The following is a 22,634-nucleotide window of genomic DNA, read 5'->3' on the forward strand; positions in this document are numbered from 1 at the left end:
TGGCGCGCGTTTCGTCGATTAAGTGGTGCGCTCGGGCAGACCGGGGACGTTCGCTTAGTTGCCGAAGTAGACCGAGTTCACGGGATTCGGCGCTTCCCGCGACATGCGGCGGCCTGCTTGTCCGGCACCCGTCGCCACCGCACCGTAGCCGCTCGTATCTGCCTGCGCGAGCATCGGCTGGTTCGGCTGGATCCGTTGTTCGGCCGCCTGGATATCGCTCGGATATTGCGAATCGCTCGCCAGCGGCTTGTAGCCGTTCTGTTCGAGTTGTACGAGTTCGGCCTTGACCTGGTCGCGGGTCAGCCCTTGGTCGGACTGCGCAAACGATGCGATCGGGGTGGCAAGGACGGATGCGGCGATGGCTGCGTAGATGATCGACTTCATGATTTACCTCCGGAATATGTTCTGTTTTGACGTCGCCTCGGCAGGACTGTCTGAAGCGATTGAATCCAGTGTAGTTCGCGCCACCCCGAGGGAAAACCCTTGGTTTGAACATACAGCGTTGCGATTTTGGAAAATATCGCCGACTGTTTATGGACTAGCGCATTGCCACTTACTTCATCCGCACAACAATCGCTGACGAAACGCCAACAGCCGGATCACATATCCCGAAGGTTGTGTTGTAAAATCGTAAGGTTTTATTCGCCAGTCGATATTCCATCCACCATGTACGCGCTCACGCCACTCTCGGTTTCGCTGTCCGGCCCGGCCGGCGCGCGCGCACGCGCCGGCCATCCGGCGCATCCACTCGCTCGACGCACGGCCCAGGCGCCGCTCGCCCCTGCCCGGCGCCTGATCTGACGGCTCGGTCTCCTCCCGGAGCCAGGTCAGACAGGCTCCGGGCGATCCTCATAGGCACGCCACGCCTGCCCCTGCCGATCATTTGGAGAACTGCCATGAAACAACGCCTTTACCAGTTGACTGAACTCGACGTCGCTCGCCTCGAGAAGCACGCCGAGCACAACCCGCGATTCCAGACGATGCTCGATACGCTGCTCGAACGCGCCGACATCGTCCAGCCCGACGCCATCAAGGCGAACGTCGTCACGATGAACTCGCAGATCACGCTGCTCGACGAAGCGACCCAGGAACAGGCCACCTGGACAATTGTTTATCCGGACGCCGCCAATCTCGAGCTCGGCCGCCTGAACGTCTTCTCGCCCGTCGGCATGGCGCTGCTGGGTACGCAGCGCGGCCAGATGGTCAAGGTGATGCAGCCGAGCGGCGCCGAAAAGCTGATGAAGGTCGCCGCGATCGTGTTCCAGCCGGAAGCCAACGGCGAATACACGCGCTGACGCCACCGGCCGGCAAGTGCCGCGCCGCAACGGGCACCGAACGAAAAAGCGAGGCACAGACCTCGCTTTTTTACGTCCGGACGATCCGGATTGTCGTCATCGCAATTCGCGGACGAAAAAAAGGCGCCCGAAGGCGCCTTTTTTGAAGCTGCGAAGCTGGTTACCCAGCCGTCACGCTTAGAAGCGGTGACGCAGACCAACCGTTGCTGCGGTTTGGTTGATCGACGAGCTCGGAGCCGTCGTGACGTCGCCGTTGTAGATCGAAGCGCCGCCGGCGTTCTTCGACGCACGTTGGTACACAGCTTGTGCGTACACGTCCGTGCGCTTCGACAGAGCGTAGTCAGCTTGCAGACCGAACTGGTTCCAGTGCGCGCTGGTGCCGTCAACCTTCGCGTTCGTGTACGTGTAAGCAGCACCCAGGCCGAGAGCCGGCGTCAGGTTGTACTTTGCGTTGACTTCGTAGTTGTCAGCGCGCAGCGAGCCGCCGCCGTTCGCTTGGTTGTCCAGACGCGATTGCGTCCATGCTGCACCGACTTGCGCCGGGCCGAATGCGTATGCTGCAGCTGCACCGAACGTGCGGTTACGGCCTTGAGCGGCGAACGCGTTGACTGCGCCCGACGGGTTAGCCACGGAACCGATGTTCGCTTGCGAGTATGCTGCACCCAGCTTCAGGCCTTGGAACTGGTACGACGCGCCGCCGCTGTATGCACGGTTGTTGCCGAAGTTCGTGTTGTTCGAGAACGAGTACGTGCCGCCGAATTGCAGGCCAGCGTAGTTCGCGCTCGTGTACTTGACCGTGTTGTTCAGCGCGACGTCGCCGTTCGTGCTCAGACGGTCATTGTTCAGCGGGTGCGCGAAGTACGTGCCGCCCCACGAACCCGTTGCCGTCAGCGGCGCCAGGTAGTCTTGCGTTGCGTCGTACTGCTTGCCCAGCGTGACCGTGCCGTACTGGCTCGACAGGCCGACAAACGCTTGACGGTTGAACATGCCGCCGTTGCCGTTCGCGAACTTGCCGTTACCGATGTTGAAGCCGCTTTCCAACGTGAAGATTGCCTTCAGGCCACCACCGAGGTCTTCCGAGCCACGCAGGCCGAAACGGCTCTGGTCAATGCCCGAACCCATCGACCACAGCGACTTGCCTTGGCCGGCTGCGTTCTGGACGTTGCTTTGGTAGGTGATGCCTGCGTCCAGCACGCCGTACAGCGTGACGCTGCTTTGCGCGTGAGCGACGGTAGCGAACGATGCTGCAGCTGCTGCAACGATCAGAGTCTTGTTCATTCGTGGAGCTCCCTTCTAAAAAGAGGCAGGTCTCGCGACCTTGTTTCATAAACGGTCTCAACCGCCCGGGAACGCCATCGGTCCTGCTGGCCGCGCCCGGATAGTTGCCCGTTTGGGAACCGTGAGTTTAGGGGTGTACCCTAGGGGCGCGATCCGCAAATAAAGAAATAAGCTTTTCCAGAACTAGAAATAATGAAAGCGGGGTAGCATTATAAGTATTTGTTTTTATGCCTGTTTTTGACTTCTTGACGGGGGCTTTTTGGAGGCTTTCATCGCACCATTCTTTCATGTCGCCGTCTTGACGGTTGCATAGAAACAACAAACTGGTTCGGTTGAACACCCAAAATCGGCAATTTTTACCTGCTTCAGCCTCAAGTGCCGGGCTTCGATCGTCTAAAGCGTGTCGGTCGACCAGTAAACAGGGAGCGACGCCCGTGCAGCGGGCGATGTCCGCCTGTCAGTCCGCAGAAACGGAAGGTCGATCTCCACCGACTGGCAGCCCAGCCCGTACCGTGACACGCGGTAACAGCCTTAACCGCCCGCGTAACCCGGCCGCCGTACCCACGCGCTAATGTGAGGCAGCCTCCAATACAGAACAGGGACACGCCATGAATAGACGCTCGTTGCTGCGCGCCATCGGATTGACTGCCGCCTTCGTCGGCACCGGCTGGCTCCGCGCCGCCTCGGCCCAGCCCGCACCGCCGGTGTACCGGCCGTCCGGCCCGAACCGCGTTCCCGGCGGGCCGCCTTATGACGACCGCCCGGGCTTCGGGCCGCCGGCGGCCCGGCACGACCGCCGCCCGCCGCCGCCACGGCCGCACGGCTATATATGGACCGACGGCTACTGGCGCTGGCAGCGCGGCCGCTATATATGGGTGTCCGGCCGCTGGGTCGCGCGACGCCCCGGACGTCGCTGGGTGCCCGGCTACTGGCGTCGCCAGGGACAAGTGTGGGTCTACGTCGACGGTTCGTGGCGGTAGGCGGTGGCTCGGCTCCAGCCCGTGGCAGCCCAGGCCCCGGAGCCGGACGGCGTGCGAACCCGCGCCGTTCGGCTCCGGTTTCATGGGTGCCCGACAGGCGCACTGCGACTGCTGCGCAACTCGCCCCTTCTCCGGACCGATCCCGACCGCCAGAGCCGATGCCTGGACGTCCAATCAGGCAACGTCGATATGCAACATGCCCGCCGATCTCCGGCACGTCTTAATGCATCGACCGGATTCCTGCCACGCTCTTGTCGTGCACATCGCATGCCGCGCGACAGACGCCCGAATGTTTCGGTCGCCCCGATGCGAGGCCCATTATCGGGGCGCCGTGTCGCAAGCGCATCGCGTGCGCGCATCGTCCGCAGCGCGACCGACGGCGATCTCGTTTATCTGCACGTGCATGCGACCGAGCGTCCGGACGATCGAGGCAAAGCGGTCGTCGACATCTTCCGCGTGAAGGACGGCAAGCTCGTCGAGCACAGGGACGTGATCCAGCCGGTGCCCGAAACGGTCGCGAACCAGAACACGATGTTCTGACGCTCTGGCCCGCGCGCCGCGTGCAACGATGCGCGCACGAAACGGCCCCCATGCGGGCCGTACACGCCGTCCGGTTTCCGATACAGCGTCAGCAGCACGATGTACAGCATCCCTGCCGACCGTCAGCGACACCGGCACGCTCAGGTCTAGCCCGCCCGCGAAGTTGTCGAGCGGCACAAACATCACGCATTCGAGACGTTTACGGCGAAGGAGAACCGTGTTTCCGGGCGGGCGGCCGGCCGGTTCCCGCGCCGCCCGTGCGGCGCGGGCGCTGCATCCGTCAGTGCGTCGGCGTTGCGGCCGGCGCGCGGCAGGCGACCAAGCCCCGCTGAACGGCTGGCCGCGCGGCGATGTCGGCGAGCCAGCGCTCGACGTGCGGGTAATCGGCAACGTCGAGATCGAGCTCGGCCGCCGAGCGCAACCACGGAAACGCGGCGATGTCAGCGATCGAGTATCGCGACGATGCGAGATACGCCGATTCCGACAATCGGCCGTTCACGACCCCATAGAGGCGCCGCGCTTCGTTCCGGTAGCGAGCGATCGCTTCCGCATTGTCAGTCTTCGATGCATGCAGGAACCACCAGAGCTGGCCGAGCATCGGCCCGATCCCGCCGATCTGGAAGTGCAGCCATTGCTGGACCGCCGTACGCTCGGCCAGCGTTTCGGGATGCAGACAGCCCGTCTTCGCGGCGAGATAGCCGAGGATCGCGCCGGATTCGAACACGGCCAGCCCGGTGTCGTGGTCGACGATCGCCGGAATCTTGCCGTTCGGGTTGATCGCGAGAAACGCCGGGCTGCGCTGCTCGCCGGCGGACAGGTTCACATGCACAAGGTCGTGCGCGAGCCCGGCCTCTTCCAGATAGATCGCGATCTTGTGCCCGTTCGGCGTGTCGGCCGTATAGAACGTGAGGGAGTGCGTCGATGTCATGTCGGTCCTTGTCATCCGGTTATCGTTGCAACTACAATCGTTGCAATTGCAATCCTATGCCAGGACCCGGGCCTCCGGTACATGTCAGCACTCGAAGGAGGGATATGCAGACCATGCAATCCGGGCAGGCCGGGCAGGCCGGCGCGCGGCGGCGAGCATGGTCACGCAAATCCGGCCGTTCGGTGCGAGTCGCACCGGCGATGCACCAGCATGCGCGCGGCCGACGCGCGAGCCGGCCGACGCTACTTCGCGTCGGCCGTCGCTTCACGCGCCGCGGCGGTCGCGCGATCGAGCGCGGCGGCCAACGCCACCTGCTCCTTGCCGGCGAACTGCCCGAGAAAAAGTTCCGAGACTGTCGACTGGTACACCTTCCACATCTTCTTGCGCAGTGCCCGCCCCTTGTCGGTGATGCTCGCGTACGCGGCGCGGCCGTCGTCGGCCGAACGGGAGCGCGTGACGAGCCCCTCCTGTTCGAGCCTATCGACGAGCCGCGTGAGGTTGTAGCGCTCGATCACGAGCACGTCGGCCAGTTCGTGCATGCGGCGCGCGCCGTCGGGCCCGCTTTCGAGCCCCCACAACGCGTCGTACCACGCATACGCGGGCAGGCCGGCATCCGTGAGGCGGCGCTCGATCTCGCGAATCATCGTCCGGTGCGCGCGGACGAACGAGAACCACAGATCCGGTTCGGGGGCGCTCATGTCAGGTCGTTCCCTTCGTTTAATTGCAGTTGCAATTAAATCTTACCTCGATACGGTTCCCCTCCACATATAGTCGTGCTCCGCGCGGCAGGCACGACCGTTCCGGCCGGCCGCGCCGCCCTGCCCGCGCTACTGCCCCGACTGCGCGAGCGGGCCTTGCGCGCGCTGCGCCGTTCCCGACGGCCAGCCGCCCGCGAGCGCCTTGTACAGCGCGACCGTCGATGCCGCGCTGCGCGTGCGTGCGTCGGCCGCCGCATCCTGCGCCTGCAGCAGCGTTCGTTGCGCGTCGAGCACTTCGTAGTAGTCGATCGCGCCGGCCGAGAAGCGCGTCTGCGCGAGCTGCGCGGCGCGCGCGCTGTCGTCCGCGGCACGCACGAGGTGCGTTGTCTCGTCACGCGTGCGTGCGACGCGCAGCAGCGCGTTCTCCGTTTCCTCCAGCGCACCGAGCACGGTCTGCCGGTACTGCGCGAGCTGGCCGGCTGCTTCCGCGTCGCTCGCGGCGATCCGTGCGCGCACGCGGCCGACGTCGAGGAACGACCAGTCGATGCCGAGCGCGATCAGGTTCGTGTCGCTGCCAGCGCGAAAAAAACCGTAGCTGCTCGTCGCGCTGCCGAGCAACCCCGACAGCGTGAAGCGCGGAAACAGGTCGGCCGTCGCGACGCCGACGCGCGCGGTCGCCGCGTGCAGCCGCGCCTCGGCGGCCGCGACATCGGGGCGCCGGCGCAGCAGGTCGCCCGGCGTGCCGGGATCGATGTCGGCGGCAAGCGCCGGCAGCGGCACGGGTGTGACCGCCGAAGCGACGGCCTTCGGGAGATCGAACCGGCCGATCAGCGCACCCGGCGTCTGCCCGGTCAACACCGCGAGCCGGTGCTCGTCGACGCCGATCGCGGCTTCGTACACGGCAATCCGCGACGTCGTCGATTCGTACTGCGCCCGCGCACGCGCCGCATCGAGTTCGGAACCGCGCCCCGCGCCGACGCGCGCATTGATCAGCGCGAGCGTCTGCTTCTGGTTGTCGGCGTTGTCGCGCGCGATTCGCAGCCGCTCCTGCGAGCCGCGCAGATCGACGTACGTGCTCGCGACCTCGCCGGCGATCGCGACACGCACCGCGCGCACGTCCGCCGCGCTCGCAGCCGTTTCCGCACGCTGCGACTCGATCGAGCGGCGCACCCGGCCGAACAGGTCGAGTTCCCATGCCGCATTGATCCCGACGCTGGATATCGGCGTATCGCGCTGGCTGCGCGGCGCACCGAACGCCTGGTCCCTGCTCGTCAGTTGATGGCCGATCCGGCCGCTCGCGGTGAGCGTCGGATAGCGGTCGAACGTCGCCTGCGACAGCAGCGCGTTCGACGCGTCGTAGCGCGACACGGCGACCTGCAGGTCCTGGTTCGCCGCGAGCGCCGTGTCGATCAGCTGCGTCAGCGCCGGATCGCCGAAGCCGCGCCAGAACGCGGCATCGGCATCGGCCGACGCGTCGGGCGGCGTATCGGACGTCGGATTGGACGGTGACGCCTCGCGCTGCGTCGCCGGCTGCGCATCGCGCGCGAACCGCGCGGCCGTGGCCGTGTCGGGCCGCTTGAAATCGGGGCCGACCGCGCACGCGGCCAGCGTCACCGAGATCGCGAGCGCGGAAAGACGGAAAGCGGCGCTCATCGGTTTTCTCCTTCGAGGGTGCCGTGCTGTTCGCTCCAGACGGCCGGCGTGCCGCCCGCGAGCTTGCGGATCGCCACATAGAACACGGGCGTCAGGAACAGCCCGAACAGCGTGACACCCAGCATCCCCGCGAACACGGTGACGCCGGTGGCCGCGCGCACTTCGCTGCCCGCGCCGCTGCCGATCAGCAGCGGCACCGAGCCGGCGATGAACGCGACCGACGTCATCACGATCGGGCGCAGTCGCAGCTTGCACGCCTCGAGCGCGGCTTCGATCACGCCCTTGCCCTGGATTTCGAGCTCGCGCGCGAACTCGACGATCAGGATCGCGTTCTTGCACGCGAGCCCCATCAGCACGACCAGACCAACCTGCACGAATACGTTGTTGTCGCCGCCCGACAGCCACACGCCGAACAGCGCCGCGCACATGCACACGGGCACGATCAGGATCACCGCGAGCGGCAGCGTCCAGCTCTCGTACAGCGATGCGAGCACGAGAAACACGAGCATCGCCGCGAGCGGGAACACGACGATCGCCGCGTTGCTTTGCGTGACCTGCTGGTAGCTGAGGTCGGTCCACTCGAGCGTGATGCCGGGCGGCAGCACCTCCGTCGCGATCTGCTGGAGCTTCGCGATCGCCTGCGACGACGACATCACCTTCGGATCGGCGTCGCCGATCAGGTCGGCGGCCGGATAGCCGTTGTAGCGGACGACCGGGTCGGGCCCGTACGCGGGCCCCACCGTCACCATCGAGCCGATCGGCACCATTTCGCCCTTCGCATTGCGCGTGCGCAGGTTCGCGATGTCAGCGGACGTCTGCCGGTGACCGGCGTCGGCCTGCGCCATCACCCGATACACGCGGCCGAACACGTTGAAGTCGTTCACGTACATCGAGCCGAGATAGACCTGCAGCGTGTTGAACAGATCGGTCAGCGCGACGCCCTGCGCCTTCGCCTTCAGCCGGTCGACCTTCACCTCGAGCTGCGGGATGTTCGCCTGGTACGAGCTGACGGGGTAGCTCATCCCCGGCGTCTTCGCGACCGCGGCCTGGAACGCGGCAAGCGCGTTCTGCAATGCACCGTAGCCGAGCCCGCCGCGATCCTCCAGGTACAGCGAGTAGCCGGAGCCGTTGCCGAGGCCCTGGATCGGCGGCGGCATCAGCGCATAGGTAATGCCGCCGCCGATGGCCGCGAAGCGCGCGTTCAGGTCCGCGTTGATCTGCGCGGCGCTGCGGTGACGCTGGTCGAACGGCTTCAGGATCACGTACGAGTTCGTGATGTTCGGCGTGTTCACACCCTGCAGCGCATTCAGCCCGGCAAACGCCGGCACCATCTCGACGCCATCGGTGCCGAGCGCGATCTTCGTCATCTGCTCGGTCACCGCGCTGGTGCGCGCGAGCGACGCGCCTTCCGGCAGCTTCGCGCCCGCGAACAGGTACAGCTTGTCCTGCACGGGGATGAAGCCGCCCGGCACCGCGTTGAACAGCAGCGCGGTGGCCGCGAGCAGCGCCGCATACACCGCGAACACCCCGCCGCGCCGTTTCAGCGTGCGCGCGACGACACCGTGATAGCGGTCCGAACTGCGCTCGAAGAAGCGGTTGAACGGATGGAACAGCCAGCCGAATGCGCGGTCGAGCGCGCGCGTGAGCGCATCCTTCGGCGCGCCGTGCGGGCGCAGCAGTTTCGCGGCGAGCGCGGGCGACAGCGTCAGCGAGTTGATCGCGGAGATCACCGTCGAGATCGCGATCGTCACGGCGAACTGCCTATAAAACTGGCCCGTGACGCCCGACATGAATGCCATCGGCACGAACACCGCACACAGCACGAGCGCGATCGCGACGATCGGCCCCGACACCTCGCGCATCGCCTGGTGCGCGGCATCGCGCGGGCTCAACCCCTGCGCGATGTTGCGCTCGACGTTCTCGACGACGACGATCGCATCGTCGACGACGATCCCGATCGCGAGCACGAGCCCGAACAGCGTCAGCGTGTTGATCGAATAGCCGAGCAGATGGAGAAACGCAAACGTGCCGACCACCGACACGGGTACCGCGACGAGCGGAATGATCGACGCGCGCCAGGTCTGCAGGAACAGGATCACGACGAGCACGACCAGCACGACGGCCTCGATCAGCGTGTGCCGCACCGCGCGGATCGATTCGCGCACGAACACGGTCGGATCCCACACGGGGCGATACGCGACGCCGGGCGGGAAACGCTTCGACAGTTCGTCGAGCTTCGCGTAGACGGCCTTCGCGACGTCGAGCGCGTTCGCGCCCGGCGACAGGAAGATGCCGACCACGGCCGAATGCCTGTCGTTGAAATACGAGCGCAGCGTGTAGTCGCCCGCGCCGAGCTCGATGCGCGCGACGTCGGACAGCTTCACGACCTGGCCGTCGTCGCCGTTGCGCAGCACGATGTCGCTGAACTCCTGCACCGTGCGCAGGCGGCCGCGCACGTTGATCGACACGAGGAAGTCGTTCGCCTTCGGCGACGGCTCCGCGCCGAGCTGGCCTGCCGACACCTGCACGTTCTGCTCGCGCACGGCCGCGATCACGTCGCTCGCGGTCAGCCCGCGCGACGCGAGCCGGTTCGGGTCGAGCCACAGCCGCATCGCGTAGTCGCCCGACCCGTACACGCCGACGTCGCCGATGCCGGTGAGCCGCGACAGCTCGTCCTTCACGCGCAGCGTCAGGTAGTTGCGCAGGTACAGCGAGTCGCGGCTGTTGTCCGGCGAGTAGAGGCTCACGTACATCAGCGGCGTCGGCGACTGCTTCTGCGTCGTCACGCCGTACTGGCGCACCTCGTCGGGCAGGCGCGACAGCGCCTGGCTCACGCGGTTCTGCACGCGCACGGCGGCCGTGTCGGGATCGACGCCCTGCAGGAACGTGACGACGACCTGCAGGCTGCCGTCCGACCCGGCAACCGACTTCATGTACATGATGCCTTCGACGCCGTTGATCGCTTCCTCCAGCGGTTCGGCGACCGATTCGGCGATTTCCTTCGGGTTTGCGCCCGGGTACGTCGCACGCACGACGACGCTCGGCGGCACGACTTCCGGGTATTCGCCGGCCGGCAGCATCGGAATCGAGATCAGGCCGATCGCGAAGATGACGATCGACAGCACGACCGCGAAGATCGGCCGGTCGATGAAGAATCGGGAGAAGTCCATCACATGTCTCCCGTCATTGCGCGGCCGGCGCGCGCGGGCAGCGCCTTCGGCTTCACCTGAGCGCCCGGATAGTAGATCCGCTGCACGCCGTCGACGACCACGCGGTCGCCCGCCTGCAGCCCCTTCTCGACGATCCGCTCGCCCTCGAGCTCGCGGCCGATCGTCACGTCGCGCCGCAGCGCCTTGTCGCCGGGGCCGATCACGTACACGTACTTGCGGTCCTGGTCGGTGAGCACGGCCTTGTCGTCGACGAGCAGCGCATCCTCGTCGCGGCCACTGACGAGCTGCACGCGCGCATACAGGCCCGGCGTGAACGTGTGGTCCGCGTTCGTCAGCCGCACGCGCGCGCGGATCGTGCCGGTTTGCGGGTCGAGCCGGTTGTCGAGAAAGTCGACGGTGCCCGCGTGCAGGAAACCCGTCTCGTTCGCAAGACCCACGCGCACCGGATCGGCGCCGATCGCGCGATGCTTCGGATCGGCCCGCCGCGCGTTGTAGCGCAGGTAGCTCTGCTCGTCGCAGTCGAAATACACGTAGACCGGATCCTGCGACACGACGGTTGTCAGCAGCGTGTCGTCCGCGCGTGCAAGGTTGCCGACCGTCGCGACCGCGCGGCCGACGCGGCCCGCGATCGGCGCGCGCACTGCGGTGAAGCCGAGATTGAGTCTGGCATCGGCAACTGCCGCGTCGGCCGCCTGCAGGTCCGCACGCGCCTGCTCGGCGGTGGCGCGCGCGTTGTCGAGCTCTTCCTGCGACGTCGCATGCGCATCGATCAGCGTCTGCACGCGCTTGAGCTGTACGTTCGCGAGGCTCGCGGCCGCGCGGGCCCGCTGCTGCTGCGCGTTCGCGCGGTCGAGCGCGATCCGGTACGGGCGCGGGTCGATCTCGAACAGCAGCGCGCCCTGCGCGACGAGATCGCCCTCCTTGTAGGCGACGCGCTGCAGATAGCCGCTTACGCGCGGCCGCAGTTCGACCGCGTCGACCGCTTCGACGCGACCGTTGAATTCATCAGCGAGGCGGACCGTGCGCGGCGCGACGGTTGCAACGCCGACTTCGGGAAGGGGATGGGCCGACGACGCGTCTTTGCCGTCGTGACAGCCCGACAACGCCAGCAGCAGTGCGCAAGTGGCGCCGAAAGGCGACGCCCTGCGTAGGGGTAAGGAGAACATGATGCCTCACGACAGGTTAAACTGCCGCGCAGCATAAAAGTTGAAGTTAACTTCAAGTCAAGCTTTTCCCGGAGAAGATCATGGGTACCCCGGAAGAACCGAAATGGCCGCTGATGTCGATCCGCGAAGTGGCCGCGCGCAGCGGCGTGCCGGCGTCGACGCTGCGGTTCTACGAGACGCGCGGGCTCATCAAGTCGCACCGGAACGGCTCGAGCCATCGCCACTATTCGCGCACGGTGCTGCGGCTGATCGCGTTCATCGTGTTCGCGCAGAAGATCGGCTATTCGCTCGACGAGATCGCCGAGCAGCTCGTCAGCCTCCCCGAGGACACCGCGCCGAGCAACAAGGACTGGCAGCGGTTGTCGCGCGGCTGGAAGCAGCGCGTCGCGAGCCGGATCGAGGAGCTGCAGCGGCTCTACATCAACCTCGACGAATGCATCGGCTGCGGCTGCCTGTCGCTGAAGCGCTGCAAGCTGACCAACCCTGAAGACCGCGCGGGCCGCAACGGGCCCGGCGCGCGGCGCTGGCTCGGCGACAAGCCGCCTACGGATATCGAATGATGCATGGTCCGGGCACGGCGCGTAATGGCGCGCGGAACGCTGTGAGCGAACCGGGGCTGGTTGCCGCGACGTGACCGCGCGCATCGTGCGCGCGGCGCTCAGTCGCCTATGATGTTGAGCGCGGCGGCGAGCACGGCCTGCTTGAACGCGTCCCGCTGCGTCGGCAGCGACGTGAACCCCAGCATCATGTGGCTGTACGACACCGTCGTGCCGATCGCGCTCGCGATCATGAAGAACAGCACGTTCGGATCGACCGCGCGGATCGCGCCGGCCTGCACGGCGTCCGACAGCAGCGGAAACATCACCTCGTGATACGGCCGCACGAGCCGCTCCTGCAGCCGGTCGAGCCGCATGCCCACTTCGGTCGCCGCGGTCGAGAAGAACATGCCGATGTCGGGCTCGTCGAACTCGTGATCGACGCACAGCTCGAGCGCGCGCCGCACGCGGTCGCGATGCGGCAATGACGACGTGCGCAACGCACGCAGCGCGTCGAACATCGGCGTAGCCAGGTCGACGATCTGCTCGACGACGGCCAGCCACAACGTTTCCTTCGTCCCGAAATGATGGGCGATCAGCGCCGCGTCGACGCCCAGTTCGCGCGCGACCTCGCGCACGCTCGTCGCGTCGTAGCCCCGCTTCGCGAACGTGCGGCGCGCGGCCCGCAATATCACGTCCGGACCGACGGACGCATCCGCCAGCGGCCGCCCGCGCGTACGCCGCTTCGACGGCGCGCGCTCAGTGACTTCAGCCACGTTTTCCTGCTCCCCTTGAATGGTTCGAATGCCCGTGTTCGGGCCCCGGTCTCACGTCGGCGAAACCGGGCTGCCTGCCCCCGCTCCGTTGACACGCGAAGCCGGGAAGCGCTAGGATCATACATTATTCATCACGCGATGATTTATTCATGACAACCCCTACGCGCATCGTCATCGTCGGCGGCGGGATCGCCGGGCTGCAGCTCGCGACCCGCCTGGGCGAGCGCCTCGGCCGGTCCGGGCGTGCGCAGATCACCGTCGTCGACCGCAGTTCGACCCATATCTGGAAGCCGATGCTGCACACGATCGCGGCCGGCACACGCGACGTCCAGCAGCAACAGGTGATCCTCCTCGCCCATGCACGCGACCACGGCTACGCGTACCAGCCCGGCGAACTGAAGGGGCTCGATCGTGCGCGCCGCCGCGTGCAGCTCGGCGAGATCCGCTCGCAGGACGGCGATGTGGTGATCGAGGCCCGCGAACTCGAATACGACGTGCTGATCCTCGCGCTCGGCAGCCAGGCGAACGATTTCGGCGTGCCGGGCGTGCGCGAGCACTGCTACTTCATCGACAGCCAGCAGCAGGCCGAAACCTTCAACGAAGCGTTGAGGATGCGCGTGTTCCGCAGCATCGCGCGCGACGAGCCGTTTCGCGTCGCGATCGTCGGCGCGGGCGCAACGGGCGTGGAACTCGCGGCGGAGTTGAGCCGCTTGCTGGAAGTGGCGCAGGCGTATGGCGACGCGACGGTGCGCGAGCGGCTGCAGCTGACGCTGCTCGAAAGCGGCCCGCGCATCCTCGCCGCGTTTCCGCCGAAAATTTCCGCGTCGGCGCAGCGGCGGCTCGAACAGATCGGCTTTCAGGTGCTGACATCGACGCGCGTCACGTCGGCCGACGCGAGCGGCTTCCACTACGGCGACGGTTCGTTTGCCGAAGCAGATTTGATGGTCTGGGCGGCCGGCGTGAAGGCGCCCGATTTCCTGCAGGCGCTGGGCGGGCTCGACACGAACCGCGCGAACCAGATCGTCGTCGGACCCACGCTGCAGGCAACGAGCGACGAGCGACGAGCATGTATTCGCGATCGGCGATTGCGCGAGCCTGCTGCCCGACGGCCACGAACGGCCGCTGCCGCCGACCGCGCAGGTCGCGACGCAGCAGGCCGAGCATCTCGCGAAGCACCTGCCCGCATGGCTCGACGGCCAGCCGATTCCGCCGTTCGCGTTCCACGATTTCGGCGCGCTCGTGTCGATCAGCGACTACGACGCGTTCGGCACGCTCGGGCAGTTCGGGTTCTTCCGCGGCGGCTTCATCCAGGGGCGTTTCGCGCAGTTCAGCCACCTGATGCTCTACCGGCGGCACCAGCAGGCGCTGCACGGCTTCTCCAAGGCGACCCTGCTGTGGATCGCCGAACGGATCAACGGCTGCGTGCAGCCGCGCATCCGCCTGTCGTGATACCGCGTCGCGGTGTCGCGTAACGTTTCGAGGAAAGCAGACATGAACGACAGTGCAGCGCCCTGGCTCATGACCGTCGCCGCGATCGGCAGCTTCGACATGCCGTCCTTATCGTGGGGCATACCGCGGCGACGCGGCGTCACGCGCGACCGGCTGCCGACGTGGGACGCGACGAGCCGGCCGACCATCAGCGTACTCGAGCGGCCCACGGCCGACACCGTGATGATTTCGTGGTGCGATGCGTGCACCGGGCATTACGGCTACCAGAAGTGGCGGCTGTTCACGACGCGCAAGCGCGGCGTCTGCGCGCTGTCGGGGCGGTCGATCGAGATCGGCGCCAGCGTCTATGCGCCGCAATTGCTCGGCTCGACGCCGGGCAACGCCGCCGCGATGGTGCTGGCGGCGTGCATCGACGAAACCTGCACCGCTTGAGGTCAGCTCGACGCAGCCTGACCGGCGCCGTAGGCCGGATCGCTGTTCTGCCGTTCCAGTTCGGCATCGAGATGCGCGGCATGCACTTGCGCCTCGGCTTCCGACATCAGCTCGCCTTCCCACTTCGCGACCACCGCGCTGGCGATCGAGTTGCCCACCGCGTTCGTGGCCGAGCGGCCCATGTCGAGGAACGTGTCGACGCCGAGAATCAGCAGCAGCCCGGCTTCCGGGATGTTGAACTGGTGCAGCGTCGCCGCGATCACGACGAGCGATGCGCGCGGCACGCCGGCCATCCCCTTCGACGTCAGCATCAGGATCAGCAGCATCGTGACCTGCGTGCCGAGCGACAGGTGGATGTTGTAGGCCTGCGCGATGAACAGCGACGCGAACGTGCAGTACATCATCGAGCCGTCGAGGTTGAACGAATAGCCCATCGGCATCACGAAGCTCGCGATCTTGCGCCGCACGCCGAAACGGTCGAGCGCGTCGAGGATCTTCGGATACGCGGCCTCGGAGCTCGCGGTCGCGAACGACAGCATGAACGCTTCCTTGATCAGCACGAGCAGCTTGAACACGCGGCGGCCGAGGAACAGCAGCCCGGCGGCGACGAGCGTGGCCCACAGCAGCACGAGGCTCACGTAGAAGTCGCCCATGAACACCGCGAACTTCAGCAGGATCGACAGCCCGTTGATCGCCACCGTCGACGCCATCGCGGCCATCACCGCGAGCGGCGCGAGCTTCATCACGTAGCCGGTGATCTTGAGCATCACGTGCGACAACTGGTCGATCGCGGCGACGAGGATCTTGCCGCGCTCGCCGAGCGCCGACAGCGCAACGCCGAAGAACAGCGAGAACACGACGATCTGCAGGATCTCGTTGTTCGCCATCGCCTCGGCGAACGACTTCGGCACCATGTGGCCGACGAAATCCTTCAGCGTGAACTTGGACGTCGCGAGATGCGCGGACGCGCCGATGTCCGGCAGCGGCAGGCCGAGGTTCTCGCCGGGCCGCAGCAGGTTCGCCATCAGCAGCCCGAGCAGCAGCGAGATCAGCGACGCGGTGACGAACCAGCCGAGCGCCTTCACGAACACGCGCCCGACGGACGACGCATCGCCCATGTGCGCAATGCCGACGACGAGCGTCGAAAACACCAGCGGGCCGATCACCATCTTGATCAGCCGCAGGAACACATCGGACACGAGCGAGATGTAGCCGGCGATTTCCGCAGCGGACTGCTTGTCCGGAAACTGCGTGAAGATCAGGTAGCCGATGAAGATGCCGGCCGCCATCGCGAGCAGGATCCAGCCTGCCGCAGACATTCGTTTGTTCATAACGGGATTCGTCGCAGGGTGAAGAGGTTGACGGATGAAAGGCGCGCGTCCGGCGCGGTGCCAGCACGCGCGCGCGGCAAGCCGGTCGTACGCGGAATGCCACGCACAGGCGCCGATCGGACTTGCAGATGTCCGCGAACGGACGCACTGCCGCCGTCGCGGCCTTCGCGGAAACGCGAATGCGGGCGGCGGCGGTTCAGCGTGATGCGATCAGGTCAGTAGCCGATCGCCGATCCGGCCGGACGGCGCGGATCGTTGTAGCCGTAAATGAAGCCGACGCGCACGTTGCCGGACACGGACGAATCGTTCCCGGAACTCTGGCGGCTCGCCGCTTCGGTGCCCGGCAGACCGACCATGATCAGCTCGGCCGCGCCCCACGGCGTCTGCTCGACCATCTTGTAGCCCATGTTGCGCAGGATCGCGAGCGTGTCGGGCGACAGGCCGTAGGTTTCGTAATAGACCTCGTCGGGCAGCCACTGATGGTGGATGCGCGGCGCGGCGACCGCGTCCTGCGGCGTCATCCCGTAGTCGATCACGTTCAGCACGGTCTGCAGCGTGATCGTGATGATGCGCGACCCGCCCGGCGAACCGACCACCATGAATACCTTGCCGTCCTTCGTCACGATGGTCGGCGCCATCGACGACAGCGGACGCTTGCCCGGTGCGATCGAATTGCGCGTGCCCTGCACGAGGCCGAACAGGTTCTGCGCGCCGACCTTCGTGGTGAAGTCGTCCATCTCGTCGTTCAGGAAGAAGCCCGTGCCCGGCGCGATGACCACGGCGCCGAAGCGGCCGTTGACCGTATAGGTCGTCGATACTGCATTGCCGTCGTGGTCGATGATCGAGTAATGCGTCGTCTCCGGCTTCTCGTGCACGCCGACGCCGGGCTGCACGTCGACCGACGGCGTCGCCGTATCGGCATGGATGCTCTTGCGGATTTGAGCCGCGTATTCCTTGCTCGTCAGCTTCGCGATCGGATTGTCGATGAAGTTCGGATCGCCGAGCAGCGTGTTGCGGTCCTCGTACGCGTGCCGCATCGCTTCGGTCATGTAGTGGACCGACGCCGCGGAGTGATAGCCCAGCTTGCGCAGGTCATACCCTTCGAGGATGTTCAGCGTCTCGCACATCGTCACGCCGCCCGAGCTCGGCGGCGGCGCCGACACGAACTCGTAGCCGCGGTACGTGCACTTCAGCGGGGCCATGTCCTCGGCCCGGTAGGACGCGAAATCGGCCGCCGTGATCAGGCCGCCCGCCTGCTTCGACGCCGCCTCGACGATCTTCGGGATCGCGCCGTGATAGAACGCGTCGGGCCCCTGCTCCGCGATCCGCTCCAGCGTGCGGGCCAGGTCCTTCTGCACCAGCCGGTCGCCCGGCTGCAGCGGCGTGCCGTCGGGCCGCAGGAAGATGCGGGCCGCGTCAGGGTCCTTCCTGAAGCGGTCGATCGTCGTGTCGAGGATGTCCGTATCGCCGCGCGTCAGGATGAAGCCGTCGCGCGCGAGACGGATCGCGGGCGCCATCACCTGCTTGCGCGTCAGCTTGCCGTATTTGCGCTGCGCGAGATCGAGGCCGGCGACCGTGCCCGGCACGCCGACGGCGCGATAGCCGTACAGGCTTTCGCCCGGGCGCACGTTGCCCGACGCGTCGAGATACATGTTCGCCGTGGCCGCGGCCGGCGCGGTCTCGCGGAAATTGATGAAGCGGTCGCGGCCGTCGGCCAGGTGCACGGTCATGAAGCCGCCGCCGCCGATGTTGCCGCAGCACGGATTGGTCACCGCCTGCGCGTAACCGACCGCCACCGCCGCGTCCACCGCGTTGCCGCCTTGCTTCAGGATGTCGACGCCGATCTGCGACGCGAAGTGCTGCGATGACACGACCATGCCGTTCTTCGCTTCAACTGCGGGATCCGAAGCGGCGAACGCGCACACGCTCAAAGCCGACAACAGGGTGAGTACGACGAGCCGCCTCATGCGGAATCCTCCAGACAAATTACCGGACCATGCCGGGATGCGCCGCCGCCTCATCGCGTGCGAACGCTGCCGATCCGGCATGTAATAAACGGTACATTCCGGCGAGGCCGCGATCATAGCACTCGCTTTTTTTCATCAAAACCTAGGGTTACTACTGAATTTGGAGCGAATGTGCGCGGAAACACTACCGGGCAAATGTTCGTTTCATTACATTGATGGGCGGGGCCATCTGGCCGAGCGATGCGTCCCTCTAATTTTGGCCCGCGCGCGGCCCACCGCACGTCGATCGGCTAACATGCGTGGGGTCCCGGCAGACGCACGTCTGCCGTTTGTCATTCAGATAAGAGAGTTGGAGTGCCCGATGGGGACGAGCATCAGGGCGTTGCTGTTATCCCAGATGGATAGCTTCACGCCGTCGGAACAGAAGGTTGCGCAGGCGTTGCTGGATCGCTATCCGAGCCTCGGCCTCGGGCCGATCGCGAGCTTCGCGAAGCAGGCTGAAGTCAGCGATCCGACCGTGTTCCGCTTTGTCGGCCGGATCGGCTTTCCGAATTACTCGTCGTTCCAGCAGGCGCTGTACGACGAGATCGACACGGCAATGAATTCGCCGCTCGCGCGAATGGATGCGTTCCATTCGGAAACGGGCCTGCGCGACAGCCATTCGGCGATTTTCCAGCGGCTGTCCGAGTCGCTCGCGACCACGATCGAAGGGCTCGACGCGGCCGCGTTCGACGCAGCCGTGGCGCTGCTGGCCGATCCGGACGTCCGCATCTTCTGCGGCGGCGGGCGCTACACGGCGCCGCTCGCGTCGCTGTTTTCGTTCACGCTGACCTATGCGCGCCCGCACGTGCAGTACGTCGAACCTAACGTGAATCTCGCGTCGGTCGCACTGACCGACATGGGGCGCAACGACGTACTCGTCATCTTCGACTTTCGCCGCTACCAGAAAGACAGCATCCGCTTCGCGCAGGCCGCGCACCGGCTCGGCACGCGGATCCTGCTGATCACCGACGAATGGATGTCGCCGATCGGCAAGTTCGCGGAGATCGTGCTGCGGATCCACGGGCGCCCGTTCGCGATGCTGCAGACCAATGTGCCGGCGCTGGCGCTCGCGGAAGCGCTGGTGATCGGCGTAACGAACCAGTTACCGGAACTGGCGCGGCAGCGGATGGAGAAGATCGAGCATCTCAATACCGGGGGATCGATCTGGACGCCAACCAGCGCGATCTGCCCGAATGACGATCGCTCGCCATTCGGGTGCGGGCGTCAGCTCTCGACGTCCTCGAGGCTGAACACCTCGGTCTTGTCGTTATACGAGAAGACTTCGCCGTAACGGCCCCAGTCGATCACTGCGTCGAGCGTTTCCTCGGCCGCCTCGTCCGACAGGAAATCCTCGAGCTCCTGCTCGAAGCGCACCCGCGGCGCACGATGGCCCGGACGCTCGTTCAGCACCTTCCTGATCCGTGCGGCGAGCGGCACGTGCTTCAGCAAGTGATCCGCGAACATCAGCTTGCGCTCCTGCGTGCCGAATTCCGCGAACACGCGAGCGGGCGGCGTCAGGAACACGTCGCCTTCCCGCACGTCCGCGAAACCGAGGTACTGCAGCACTTCGGCGATCGGGAACAGATCGTCGACTTCCAGATGCAGCGTGCGTGCGATTTCCGGCATGTCCGCGCGGCCGTGGTACGGCGCCATCGCGAGGGTTTCGATCAGGCCGGCCATCAGGTTGGTCGACACCTGCGGCAGCCAGCTGCCGAGCTCGAGCCCCTTCTTCGTCGCCTCGCCGGTCTGGCGGGCCGTCATCTTCGCGTAGATGTCGTCGACGAGCTTGCGGAAATCAGTGTCGAGCCGGTTGCGCGGGTGCTTGAACGGCACCTTGATCTCGGCAATCACGCGGCCCGGGTTCGACGACAGCACGAGGATCCGGTCGCACATGAACACGGCTTCCTCGATGTTGTGCGTGACGATCAGAACCGACTTGATCGGCATCCGCCCCTGTGTCCACAGGTCGAGCAGATCGGTACGCAGCGTTTCGGCCGTCAGCACGTCGAGCGCGGAGAACGGCTCGTCCATCAGCAGGATCGTCGGATCGACGACGAGCGCGCGCGCAAAGCCCACGCGCTGGCGCATGCCGCCCGACAGCTCGCGCGGATACGCGTTCTCGAAACCGTCGAGACCGATCAGGTCGATCGCGGCCAGCGCGCGCTCGCGCCGCTCGCGCGCGCCGACGCCGAGCGCCTCGAGGCCGGCCTCCACGTTCTGCAGCACGGTGAGCCATGGAAACAGCGCGAAGGTCTGGAACACCATCGCGACGCCTTCGGCCGGGCCGCGCAGCGGCTGGCCGAGGTAGGTCACTTCACCGCCGGTCGGTTCGATCAGGCCGGCGATGATTCGCAGCAGCGTCGACTTGCCCGAGCCCGAACGGCCGAGCAGCCCGACGATCTCGCCTTCGCGCAGCGACAGGTTCGCGTCGTCGAGCACGAGCAGTTCGCCCTGCGACTTGTTGAAGCCGCGGTTCACATGCTCGACGCGCAGGATTTCCTCGCCGAGGCGCGGCGGCTGCAGCGGCTGCGATGTCTTGACAGGGGCGTTGATAACGGTCGAATTTTGCATCGCGCTTACTCTCAATCGAGACGGAGCCGGGATTCCGCATAGGCGTACATCGGACGCCACAGCAGACGGTTGAACAGGGTAACGAACAGGGACATCACCGCGATGCCCAGGATGATCTTCGGGAAATCGCCGGCGGCAGTCATCTGCGCGATGTACGCGCCGAGGCCGTGCGCGACGACCTTCGTGTCGCCCCACTGCACGAACTCGGACACGATGCTCGCGTTCCACGCGCCGCCCGATGCGGTGATCGCGCCGGTCACGTAGTACGGGAAGATGCCGGGCAGGACCGCCTGCCGCCACCACTGCCAGCCGCGGATGCGGAAATTCTTCGTCGCTTCCTTATAGTCGTTCGGATAGGACATCGCACCGGCGATCACGTTGAACAGGATGTACCACTGCGTGCCGAGCACGATCAGCGGCGACAGCCAGATATCCGCATTCAGGCGGAAGTGGACGATCACGATCACGAACACCGGGAACAGCAGGTTCGCCGGGAACGCGGCGAGGAACTGCGCGAGCGGCTGGATCTTCTCGGCCAGCGCGGGGCGCAGCCCGATCAGCACGCCGAGCGGCACCCAGATCACCGACGCGATCGCGATCAGCACCATCACGCGCAGCAGCGTGATGAGCCCGAGCACGAGCACGTGCCCGACTTCGCCCATCGTCACGCCGGTCGCGACGAAGCTGACGACGCGCCACACGACGTACGCCGTCAGCACGATCACGAACGCGCCCCACACGATGTCGCCGATACGCGACGAGCGGCGTGCCGACGCACTGCGCGAGCGCGTGCCCTTCAGCGACGGCAGGCGCAGCGGAATCCGCGCGGCCTGCGACAGCAGCCAGCCGGCCGGCACGAGCAGTTGATGAATCAGGTGCGTACGGCGCAGCATGGCGAGCAGCCACGATTGCGGCGCATCGCCGGACGCGGTGTTCTCCATCCGGAACTTGTCGGCCCACGCGACGAGCGGGCGAAACAGGAACTGGTCATAAGCCAGGATCACGATCGACATCGCGACGATCACCCAGCCGACCGCGCCGATATTCCTGGCCGAGATCGCCTGCGCGAGATACGCGCCGATCCCCGGCAGCGTGATCGTCTGGTTGCCGACGGTGATCGCCTCCGACGCGACGACGAAGAACCAGCCGCCCGACATCGACATCATCATGTTCCAGATCAGGCCCGGCATCGAGAACGGCACCTCGAGCTTCCAGAAGCGCTGCCACGGCGTCAGGTGAAAGCCGCGCGACACTTCGCTCAGGTCGCGCGGCACCGTGCGCAGCGACTGGTAGAAGCTGAACGTCATGTTCCATGCCTGGCTCGTGAAGATCGCGAAGATCGCCGCGAGTTCGGCGCCGAGCACGCGGCCCGGGAACAGCGCGAGGAAGAACGTGACCGTGAACGAGATATAGCCGAGCACCGGCACCGACTGCAGGATGTCGAGGATCGGGATCAGCACCATGCCCGCACGTCGACTTTTCGCGGCGAGCGTGCCGTAGACGAGCGTGAACGCGAGCGACGCGACCATCGCGGCCAGCATCCGCAGCGTGGTGCGCAACGCGTATTCGGGCAGGTTCGACGGATCGAGCGAGATTTTCTGCGTCTGGAGCACGCCGATCGGCGCCATCGTCTGATGGAAGCCGACGATCGCCATCGCCAGCAGGCAGATGATCAGCGGAAACGCGACGGCATCCCAGCGGTTGGGGAGCACGCGCCACGCCGAGGCGTGCGCGGTGCGGTTCGGATCGAAACTGATGTCCATCGGTAGCGTCTTGTGTCGGATTGAAATTCGATGGGGCCGGCCGCGGGCCGGGCGTTGCG

General features: G+C 66.1%; 16 protein-coding genes and 3 pseudogenes. 7 read left to right on the top strand and 12 right to left on the bottom strand.

The features are described from left to right. Positions 1 to 54: 54 nt before the first annotated feature. A complete protein-coding gene (locus DM992_RS20865; protein WP_111018451.1) occupies positions 55 to 384 on the bottom strand; it encodes a DUF4148 domain-containing protein in 330 nt (109 codons plus the stop codon). Between the two features lie 512 nt (positions 385 to 896). Here DM992_RS20865 and DM992_RS20870 point away from each other — a divergent pair. Then, positions 897 to 1,295 (top strand): GreA/GreB family elongation factor, encoded by a 399-nt coding sequence (locus DM992_RS20870; protein ID WP_006486027.1) that lies wholly within the window; start codon positions 897 to 899, stop codon positions 1,293 to 1,295. A gap of 177 nt (positions 1,296 to 1,472) precedes the next feature. Here DM992_RS20870 and DM992_RS20875 read toward each other — a convergent pair whose 3' ends face one another. Beyond that, positions 1,473 to 2,573: a porin gene (locus DM992_RS20875; protein WP_111018452.1), complete on the bottom strand. Its 1,101-nt coding sequence runs from the start codon at positions 2,571 to 2,573 to the stop codon at positions 1,473 to 1,475. Positions 2,574 to 3,181: 608 nt separating this feature from the next. Between DM992_RS20875 and DM992_RS20885 the strand changes: the two genes are divergently transcribed. Both DM992_RS20885 and DM992_RS20890 read left to right on the top strand, forming a co-directional pair. Further along, the gene (locus DM992_RS20885) at positions 3,182 to 3,553 is read left to right on the top strand and encodes a YXWGXW repeat-containing protein (protein ID WP_034180413.1); all 372 of its coding nucleotides are present in this window, start codon (positions 3,182 to 3,184) and stop codon (positions 3,551 to 3,553) included. A 342-nt stretch (positions 3,554 to 3,895) separates the two neighbouring features. Beyond that, positions 3,896 to 4,093, top strand: a pseudogene (locus DM992_RS20890) (nuclear transport factor 2 family protein); the annotation flags it as partial. Positions 4,094 to 4,373: 280 nt separating this feature from the next. Here DM992_RS20890 and DM992_RS20895 read toward each other — a convergent pair. The 5 genes from DM992_RS20895 to DM992_RS20915 all read right to left on the bottom strand — a co-directional run bounded on the left by DM992_RS20895 (position 4,374) and on the right by DM992_RS20915 (position 11,708). Next, a complete protein-coding gene (locus tag DM992_RS20895) occupies positions 4,374 to 5,021 on the bottom strand; it encodes a glutathione binding-like protein (protein ID WP_111018454.1) in 648 nt (215 codons plus the stop codon). Positions 5,022 to 5,263: 242 nt separating this feature from the next. Continuing rightward, positions 5,264 to 5,719, bottom strand: coding sequence for a MarR family transcriptional regulator (locus DM992_RS20900; RefSeq protein WP_111018455.1), 456 nt, complete (start codon positions 5,717 to 5,719; stop codon positions 5,264 to 5,266). A gap of 129 nt (positions 5,720 to 5,848) precedes the next feature. Beyond that, complete coding sequence (locus tag DM992_RS20905) at positions 5,849 to 7,372, bottom strand: efflux transporter outer membrane subunit (RefSeq protein WP_111018456.1); 1,524 nt, start codon at positions 7,370 to 7,372, stop codon at positions 5,849 to 5,851. Beyond that, on the bottom strand, positions 7,369 to 10,542 hold the full coding sequence (locus tag DM992_RS20910) for a multidrug efflux RND transporter permease subunit (RefSeq protein WP_111018457.1): 3,174 nt from the start codon (positions 10,540 to 10,542) through the stop codon (positions 7,369 to 7,371). The genes DM992_RS20905 and DM992_RS20910 overlap by 4 nt, the downstream gene beginning before the upstream one ends. After that, complete coding sequence (locus DM992_RS20915) at positions 10,542 to 11,708, bottom strand: efflux RND transporter periplasmic adaptor subunit (protein WP_111018458.1); 1,167 nt, start codon at positions 11,706 to 11,708, stop codon at positions 10,542 to 10,544. The genes DM992_RS20910 and DM992_RS20915 overlap by 1 nt, the downstream gene beginning before the upstream one ends. 80 nt (positions 11,709 to 11,788) lie before the next feature. Here DM992_RS20915 and soxR point away from each other — a divergent pair, with 80 nt between their 5' ends. Further along, positions 11,789 to 12,268 (top strand): redox-sensitive transcriptional activator SoxR, encoded by a 480-nt coding sequence (gene soxR, locus DM992_RS20920; RefSeq protein WP_111018459.1) that lies wholly within the window; start codon positions 11,789 to 11,791, stop codon positions 12,266 to 12,268. A gap of 98 nt (positions 12,269 to 12,366) precedes the next feature. Here the strand turns inward: soxR and DM992_RS20925 are convergent, their stop codons facing one another. Then, the gene (locus DM992_RS20925; RefSeq protein ID WP_111018460.1) at positions 12,367 to 13,020 is read right to left on the bottom strand and encodes a TetR/AcrR family transcriptional regulator; all 654 of its coding nucleotides are present in this window, start codon (positions 13,018 to 13,020) and stop codon (positions 12,367 to 12,369) included. Between the two features lie 149 nt (positions 13,021 to 13,169). Between DM992_RS20925 and DM992_RS20930 the strand changes: the two are divergent. Both DM992_RS20930 and DM992_RS20935 read left to right on the top strand, forming a co-directional pair. Further along, positions 13,170 to 14,469: pseudogene (locus DM992_RS20930) on the top strand (NAD(P)/FAD-dependent oxidoreductase). Positions 14,470 to 14,511: 42 nt separating this feature from the next. Next, positions 14,512 to 14,901 carry a DUF3331 domain-containing protein gene (locus DM992_RS20935; RefSeq protein WP_111018461.1) on the top strand — a complete coding sequence of 130 codons (390 nt, stop codon included), beginning with the start codon at positions 14,512 to 14,514 and terminating at the stop codon, positions 14,899 to 14,901. Between the two features lie 2 nt (positions 14,902 to 14,903). Here DM992_RS20935 and DM992_RS20940 read toward each other — a convergent pair whose 3' ends face one another. Further along, positions 14,904 to 16,232 carry a dicarboxylate/amino acid:cation symporter gene (locus tag DM992_RS20940; protein WP_111018462.1) on the bottom strand — a complete coding sequence of 443 codons (1,329 nt, stop codon included), beginning with the start codon at positions 16,230 to 16,232 and terminating at the stop codon, positions 14,904 to 14,906. A gap of 215 nt (positions 16,233 to 16,447) precedes the next feature. Continuing rightward, positions 16,448 to 18,199, bottom strand: a complete 1,752-nt coding sequence (gene ggt, locus DM992_RS20945) for a gamma-glutamyltransferase (protein ID WP_111018463.1) — start codon at positions 18,197 to 18,199, stop codon at positions 16,448 to 16,450. Between the two features lie 361 nt (positions 18,200 to 18,560). Here ggt and DM992_RS20950 point away from each other — a divergent pair. Next, positions 18,561 to 19,438 (top strand): annotated as a pseudogene (locus tag DM992_RS20950) (MurR/RpiR family transcriptional regulator). Positions 19,439 to 19,465: 27 nt separating this feature from the next. On the opposite strand, the gene DM992_RS20955 reads toward DM992_RS20950, so the two are convergent. Further along, on the bottom strand, positions 19,466 to 20,812 hold the full coding sequence (locus DM992_RS20955; RefSeq protein WP_111018464.1) for a nitrate/sulfonate/bicarbonate ABC transporter ATP-binding protein: 1,347 nt from the start codon (positions 20,810 to 20,812) through the stop codon (positions 19,466 to 19,468). Between the two features lie 11 nt (positions 20,813 to 20,823). After that, the gene (locus tag DM992_RS20960) at positions 20,824 to 22,575 is read right to left on the bottom strand and encodes an ABC transporter permease subunit (protein ID WP_111018465.1); all 1,752 of its coding nucleotides are present in this window, start codon (positions 22,573 to 22,575) and stop codon (positions 20,824 to 20,826) included. Between the last annotated feature and the right edge of the window lie 59 nt (positions 22,576 to 22,634).

This window comes from Burkholderia sp. JP2-270 (genome assembly GCF_003233675.1).
GTDB lineage: Bacteria > Pseudomonadota > Gammaproteobacteria > Burkholderiales > Burkholderiaceae > Burkholderia > Burkholderia pyrrocinia_C.